Annotated in this window: 6 protein-coding genes; 4 read left to right on the plus strand and 2 right to left on the minus strand. The window is 71.1% G+C overall.

Going from position 1 to position 6,215, the window contains the following annotated elements; all coding sequences use genetic code 11:
• Positions 1 to 33 precede the first annotated feature (33 nt).
• Positions 34 to 867, minus strand: coding sequence for a mycofactocin oligosaccharide methyltransferase MftM (gene mftM / locus G6022_RS12660; RefSeq protein ID WP_182639592.1), 834 nt, complete (start codon positions 865 to 867; stop codon positions 34 to 36).
• Between the two features lie 214 nt (positions 868 to 1,081).
• Here mftM and G6022_RS12665 point away from each other — a divergent pair, with 214 nt between their 5' ends.
• The 3 genes from G6022_RS12665 to G6022_RS12675 all read left to right on the plus strand — a co-directional run bounded on the left by G6022_RS12665 (position 1,082) and on the right by G6022_RS12675 (position 3,905).
• The gene (locus tag G6022_RS12665) at positions 1,082 to 2,605 is read left to right on the plus strand and encodes an aldehyde dehydrogenase family protein (RefSeq protein WP_179524183.1); all 1,524 of its coding nucleotides are present in this window, start codon (positions 1,082 to 1,084) and stop codon (positions 2,603 to 2,605) included.
• Positions 2,606 to 2,637: 32 nt separating this feature from the next.
• Entirely contained in the window at positions 2,638 to 3,201 is a 564-nt protein-coding gene (locus G6022_RS12670; RefSeq protein WP_187701046.1) for a DUF779 domain-containing protein, read from the plus strand.
• Positions 3,202 to 3,275: 74 nt separating this feature from the next.
• The gene (locus G6022_RS12675) at positions 3,276 to 3,905 is read left to right on the plus strand and encodes a hypothetical protein (protein ID WP_179524185.1); all 630 of its coding nucleotides are present in this window, start codon (positions 3,276 to 3,278) and stop codon (positions 3,903 to 3,905) included.
• 156 nt (positions 3,906 to 4,061) lie between these two features.
• On the opposite strand, the gene G6022_RS12680 is transcribed toward G6022_RS12675, so the two are convergent.
• Positions 4,062 to 5,627 (minus strand): FMN-binding glutamate synthase family protein, encoded by a 1,566-nt coding sequence (locus G6022_RS12680; RefSeq protein WP_182638619.1) that lies wholly within the window; start codon positions 5,625 to 5,627, stop codon positions 4,062 to 4,064.
• Between the two features lie 165 nt (positions 5,628 to 5,792).
• Here G6022_RS12680 and G6022_RS12685 point away from each other — a divergent pair.
• A partial coding sequence (locus tag G6022_RS12685) for an acyl-ACP thioesterase domain-containing protein (RefSeq protein WP_241731202.1) occupies positions 5,793 to 6,215 on the plus strand: 423 nt, incomplete at its 3' end.

Here is a 6,215-nt window from a genome sequence, read left to right on the forward strand (position 1 = left end):
CGGGGCGACGGGGCGACGGGGCGACGGGGCGCGTCACTTGTCGACCACGAGCCACCCGCCGTGGTGCTGGTCGACCCGGGTCCGCACACCGGAGGCCCGGCCGTCACCGACAGCCGCGATCCGGGCGGCGAGTGACGCCAGCGTGGGGACGTCGAAGGTCCGGACATGGCCGTACTGCGCCACGGCGACGGTCTCGAAGGGCACGGCGATCACCAGGCGTCTCCGCGCCAGACGGAGTGCGTCGCGGACCATGTCCCAGCCGGCGTCCTCGTCCAGATGCTCGAGGACGTGGACGAGGTAGACGGTGTCCGCGGCGGCCGGGGCCAGTGGGGTCGTCCGGGCGTCGAGGCAGACGGGCGTGGGCCGGGCGGCGCCGACGGGTGCGCAGGTCCGGAGCAACCCGAGGACGGAGGGGTCGAGGTCCACGGCGATGGTCCTGACACCCTCGCGGGCGAGCCGCAGGGACAGGAACCCGAAGCAACACCCGATCTCCACCGCGGAGTCGCCGACCATCTCCGCCACCGCCCGGTCGTGCACCGGGGAGAACGGGCAGACGCCGCTGGCCAGTGCCGAGATCGACGACCGGTAGTAGGCGGACCAGCACTCCTCCCAGCTCGCGTCCCGGCAGGTCACGAGCGCGGTCACGGCCCGGTGGAACTCGTCGACGGTGTGCAGGACCCCGGTGGCGAGCAGGTCGCGGGCCATGGCCGGGATCAGCGCCTCGCTGACCTCGTCGTCGTCGAGGTCGTGCCCGATCCGCACCCGACGGTCGTCGGCGATCACGGTGAACGCCCCGAAGCGCCGGCCCGGTCCGCCCCGGATCGCCGAGATCGTCCGGCTCGTCCCGCGGGTCGCTGTGGTCTCCATGGGGGCAGACGGTAGGGCGAGCGGGAGGTCCGCGGCGAGAGGATTCAGTGGATTCCGGCAGGTCGAACGGGTCCGGCCCTGCCCGGTCGGGCAGTGGCCGCACGCGATCGGCTCGGGCCGGCCCGCGTGCAACGTTGCTGCAACCCCGCCGCGCATAGTGTCCTACATCACAGCGACGACCACGGGGGTCGCGCGGAGGAGAAGGAGGGGCACGATGCCCGTTTTCGCACAGCCCGGCGCCGATGGTTCGGTGATGTCCTACAAGAGCCGCTACGACCATTTCATCGGCGGCGAGTGGGTGGCACCCGTCAAGGGCGAGTACTTCGAGAACGTCACCCCGATCACCGGCCAGGTCTTCTGCGAGGTCGGCCGCGGCACGTCCGAGGACATCGAGGCGGCCCTGGACGCCGCGTGGGCCGCCGCCCCCGGGTGGAACGCCACCTCCGCCGCGGAGCGCTCGCTGGTCCTGCTCCGGATCGCCGACCGGATGGAGGAGAACCTCGAGGCCATCGCGCTGGCCGAGTCGTGGGACAACGGCAAGCCGATCCGCGAGTGCCTGGCCGCCGACATCCCGCTGGCGATCGATCACTTCCGCTACTTCGCCGGCTGCATCCGCGCCCAGGAGGGCGGGATCTCGCAGATCGACGAGGACACGGTGGCGTACCACTTCCACGAGCCGCTCGGCGTGGTCGGACAGATCATCCCGTGGAACTTCCCGGTCCTCATGGCGGTGTGGAAGCTCGCCCCGGCCCTGGCCGCGGGTAACTGCGTGGTGCTCAAGCCCGCCGAGCAGACCCCGGCGTCGATCCTGTTCCTCATGTCCGTGATCGGCGACCTGCTCCCGCCCGGCGTCGTGAACGTGGTCAACGGATTCGGCACCGAGGCCGGCAAGCCGCTGGCCTCCAACCCCCGCATCCGCAAGGTCGCCTTCACCGGTGAGACCACCACCGGACGCCTGATCATGCAGTACGCCTCGGAGAACCTCATCCCGGTGACCCTCGAGTTGGGCGGCAAGAGCCCCAACATCTTCTTCGAGGACGTCATGGACGCCGACGACGACTTCCGTCAGGCCGCGCTCGAGGGCTTCGCGATGTTCGGCCTCAACCAGGGCGAGGTGTGCACGTGCCCGTCACGCGCGCTCGTGCAGAGGTCGGTCTTCGACGAGTTCAGCGAGCTCGCGATCGAGCGCACCAACAAGATCACGCAGGGCAATCCGCTCGACACCGACACGATGCTCGGCGCGCAGGCCTCCAATGACCAGTTGGAGAAGATCCTGTCCTACATCGACATCGGCAAGCAGGAGGGCGCGGACGTCCTCACCGGCGGCGGACGAGCGGAGCTCGAGGGCGATCTCGCGGGCGGCTTCTACGTGCAGCCGACCGTCTTCCGCGGCCACAACAAGATGCGGCTGTTCCAGGAGGAGATCTTCGGGCCCGTGCTCTCCCTGAGCTCGTTCACCGACTTCGACGACGCCATGATGATCGCCAACGACACGCTCTACGGCCTGGGCGCCGGCGTGTGGTCGCGCAACGGCACCACCGCCTACCGGGCCGGTCGCACCATCCAGGCCGGCCGGGTGTGGACCAACACCTACCACCAGTACCCGGCCCACGCGGCGTTCGGCGGCTACAAGCAGTCCGGCATCGGGCGCGAGAACCACCGCATGATGCTCGACCACTACCAGCAGACCAAGTGCCTGCTGGTGAGCTACTCGGGCAAGCCGCAGGGCTTCTTCTGAGCCGCGGCGGATCAGAAGAGGAGGGACCGGTCATGGACGACGTCTGCGGACTCCCCTCGGGCGGGAGCGTGCCCATCGCGGCGCGCGCCCTCCCGCCGGAGGGGGCGCCGCCCGGTCTCCCGCCCCGCGTCGTGGTCACCGAGCCGGCCGTCGACCTCATCCGTGAGCTCGTCGGCCGGCACGGCCCGGTGATGTTCCACCAGTCGGGCGGGTGCTGCGACGGGTCGGCACCCATGTGTTACCCCGTCGGTGAGTTCCGAGTGGGACAGCGCGACGTGCTGGTGGGAGAGGTCGACCTCGGCGCGGACGGTCCGTCCGGAGCCGACCGGTCCGAACCACCGGGCGACGACGACGAGGCGCGCACGCCCTCCTCGTCGTCGTCGACCCGGGTGCGCGTGTGGATCTCGGGCACACAGTTCGAGACCTGGAAGCACACGCAGTTGGTGTTGGACGCCGTCCCGGGCCGGGGCTCGGGGTTCAGTCTCGAGAACCCGACCGGCAGGCGGTTCCTGTCGCGGGCCCGGATGTTCGACGCGGCCGAGCAGGAGGCGTTGGCGGCGTTCCCGCCGCGTACGGGAGCGGACCTGGAGGAGTAGGCGCGGGGGCCGGTCCTGGTGCCGCAGTTGGTGATTCGCGCAGATGAGACGGGGTCCGGCGGTAGCATCGGGACATGGATACCGACCGTCCGGCACCCGTTGATCCCCTCGACGCCGAGGTCGAGTTCCTCACGCCCGGGCTGCGCTCGGATCTGCTCGAGCGGTGGAACGAACCGCGGCGTCGCTACCACAACGAGACGCACCTGCGCGCGGTGCTGCGTGCGGTCGACGCCCTGGAGTCGGACGGCGAGGCGTTCGACGGGACCGCCGTCCGGCTGGCCGCGTGGTTCCACACCGCGGTGTTCGACCCCACTGAGTCGGAGAACAACGACAAGTCGGCGGCGTTCACCGAGAAGGCTCTCGATCCGGCCGCCCCCGTCGGCGAGGTGGCGCGCCTCGTGCGGCTCATGGGCGGGCACCGGGTCGAGGCCGGGGACCTCAACGGCGCGGTCCTGTCCGATGCCGATCTCGCGGTCCTGGGGGCCGACCCGGAGACGTACGACACCTACACGCAGGACGTCCGCCACGAGTTCGCGCACGTGCCGGGCGAGCGGTTCGTGGCCGGGCGGATCGCGTCGCTGGAGGCGCTACTCGAGCGGAGATCGGTCTTCCTCACGCGGGCCGGCCGCGACGCGTGGGAGAAGCAGGCGCACGCCAACCTCAACCGCGAACTCGGACTGCTCAGGGCCGGCGCGTCGGCGTAGTCGCCGGTCCCCCGCGCCCCCGCCGGGCCCCCGCCGGGCCCCGCCCGCAGCCGTCGGGAAGAGCGTTCCGCACACATCGGCCGAGTAGATCTGCGCGGAACGCTCTTTTCGATGGCGGGGCGGGGCGGGGTGGAGCAGGGTCGGGGAGGGGTGTGGTCAGAGCCCGGGGGGCGTGTAGGCGGCGGTGTGCTCGGCCGCGCCGCTCGCGGTCATGAGGTCGGTGATCCGGCGGATGTCGGCCGGGCCGGGCAGTCCCCACCCGGGTCGGTATCCGTAGATCTCCGCGAGCGTCGTCGAGTCCCGGGTGCCGTTGGCCAGCTCCACGTCCTCGGGCCCGATCAGTGACGGGTGGGGCACGCCGACGGCGCCGGAGATCTTGACGAGATCGCGTCGCAGCGACCGGATGTAGGCCGCGCACCGCACGGCCTTGTTCGTGGGGTCCACTCCTCGGACCAGCCACGGGTTCTGGGTGGCCACCCCGGTGGGGCAGCGGTCGGTGTGGCACTTCTGGGCCTGGATGCAGCCGATGGAGAGCATGGCCTCGCGGCCGACCGCGATCATGTCCGCACCGAGCGCGAACGCGACCGCCGCGTTCTCGGGGATGCCCAGCTTGCCGGAGCCCACGAACACCACGTCGTCGGTCAGTCCGGCCTCGGCGAAGACCCGGTAGACGCGGGAGAATCCCAACCGGAACGGCAGTGACACCGCGTCGGTGAAGACGAGCGGGGCGGCGCCGGTGCCACCCTCGCCACCGTCGATGGTGATGAAGTCGACGCCGCGCTCCCGCGGGATCATCGCGGCGGCCAGCTGCTCCCAGAAGTCCAGCTCGCCGACCGCGGATTTGATGCCCACCGGCAGGCCGGTGCGCTCGGCGATCTCCTCCACCAGGTCGAGCATGGAGTCCACGTCGTGGAAGGCGGTGTGCCGGGACGGGCTCGCACACTCGCGGTCGGTGGGGATGCCGCGGATCCGCCCGATCTCCGCCGTGACCTTGGCCGCGGGCAGCAGGCCGCCCAGTCCGGGTTTGGCGCCCTGGCTGAGCTTGATCTCGATCGCCCGGATCGGGTGCTTCTCGGTGAGGGCCACCAGAGCGTCGATGTCGAATCGGCCTTCGGCGTCGCGGACCCCGAAGTAGGCGGTGCCGATCTGGAAAACCAGGTCACCGCCCTTCTGGTGGTACGGGCTCAGCCCGCCCTCGCCCGTGTTGTGCAGAGCGCCCGCGAGAGCGGCGCCGCGGTTGAGGGCCTCGACAGCAGGGGCCGACAGCGCGCCGTAGCTCATCCCCGAGATCGACACCAGGGACTCGGGGCGGAACGCGCGGGCCCGGCCGCGGGCGGCGCCGAGGACCTTGGCCGGTGGGAGTTGGATCTGCTCGGCGGAGTGCGCGTGGGCCGACACCGTCACCCCGGCGAACGTGCGCGGCTTGACGATCGGGTAACCCTCGAGGAACTCGATGTTGTTGTCCGTGCCGAACCCGAACGTGGTGGCCCGTCCCTCCGCCGACTCCTGGATCCAGGCACGTTGGTCCCGGGTGAACGGCCGCTCCTCGTTGTTGCCCGCCACGATGTACTGGCGCAGTTCGGGACCGATGGAGCTCAGGGCCATCCGCGCGTGCCCCAGGACGGGGAAGGTCCGCAGGATCGGGTACCTGGTCTGTCTCAGGTCCGAGGCCGCGACGGCGGCCAGGGCGGCGACGGGGGCGCCGAGGAGCCACTTGCGCATGTCGACCTCCGGGGTCTGTCGGTGTCCCCATCATGGACCACCCGTCACCCGGCGTGCCCGGGACCGCCGCGCGGTGGGAGTACGTCTACAGTGGCCGGACCGTCGCGGGATACCGGAAGGGCGCGACGCGCCCGCCCGGACCGGACACGCGAGAGGACCATATAGATGACCGACCCAGTGCAGGATGACGGCCCGCAACCGCTTCCCCCTCCACCCTCGGCCGGATCGGGCTACTCCACCTCCCGCACGGTGCGAACGGGCGAGGTCGATCCCCTGCGCCGGCTGCGGTTGGACAGCATCGCCCGGTTCCTCCAGGACGTGGCGGGCGACGATCTCGAGGCCACCGGTCACGCCCGGACCGACCCGTACTGGATCGTCCGGCGGACCGTGATCGACGTGATCGAGCCGATCTCCTGGCCGGCCACCGTCCACCTCCAGCGCTGGTGCTCCGGACTGTCCACCAGGTGGGCGAACATGCGGGTGCGCCTGACGGCGGAGCACCGGGACGGCCCCGACGACGACGGGCCGCGACCCGACGGACTGGTGGAGACCGAGGCGTTCTGGATCAACGTCAACGCCCACGGCGTG

This window comes from Dietzia sp. Cai40 (assembly GCF_014145165.1).
Classification (GTDB): Bacteria; Actinomycetota; Actinomycetes; order Mycobacteriales; family Mycobacteriaceae; genus Dietzia; species Dietzia natronolimnaea.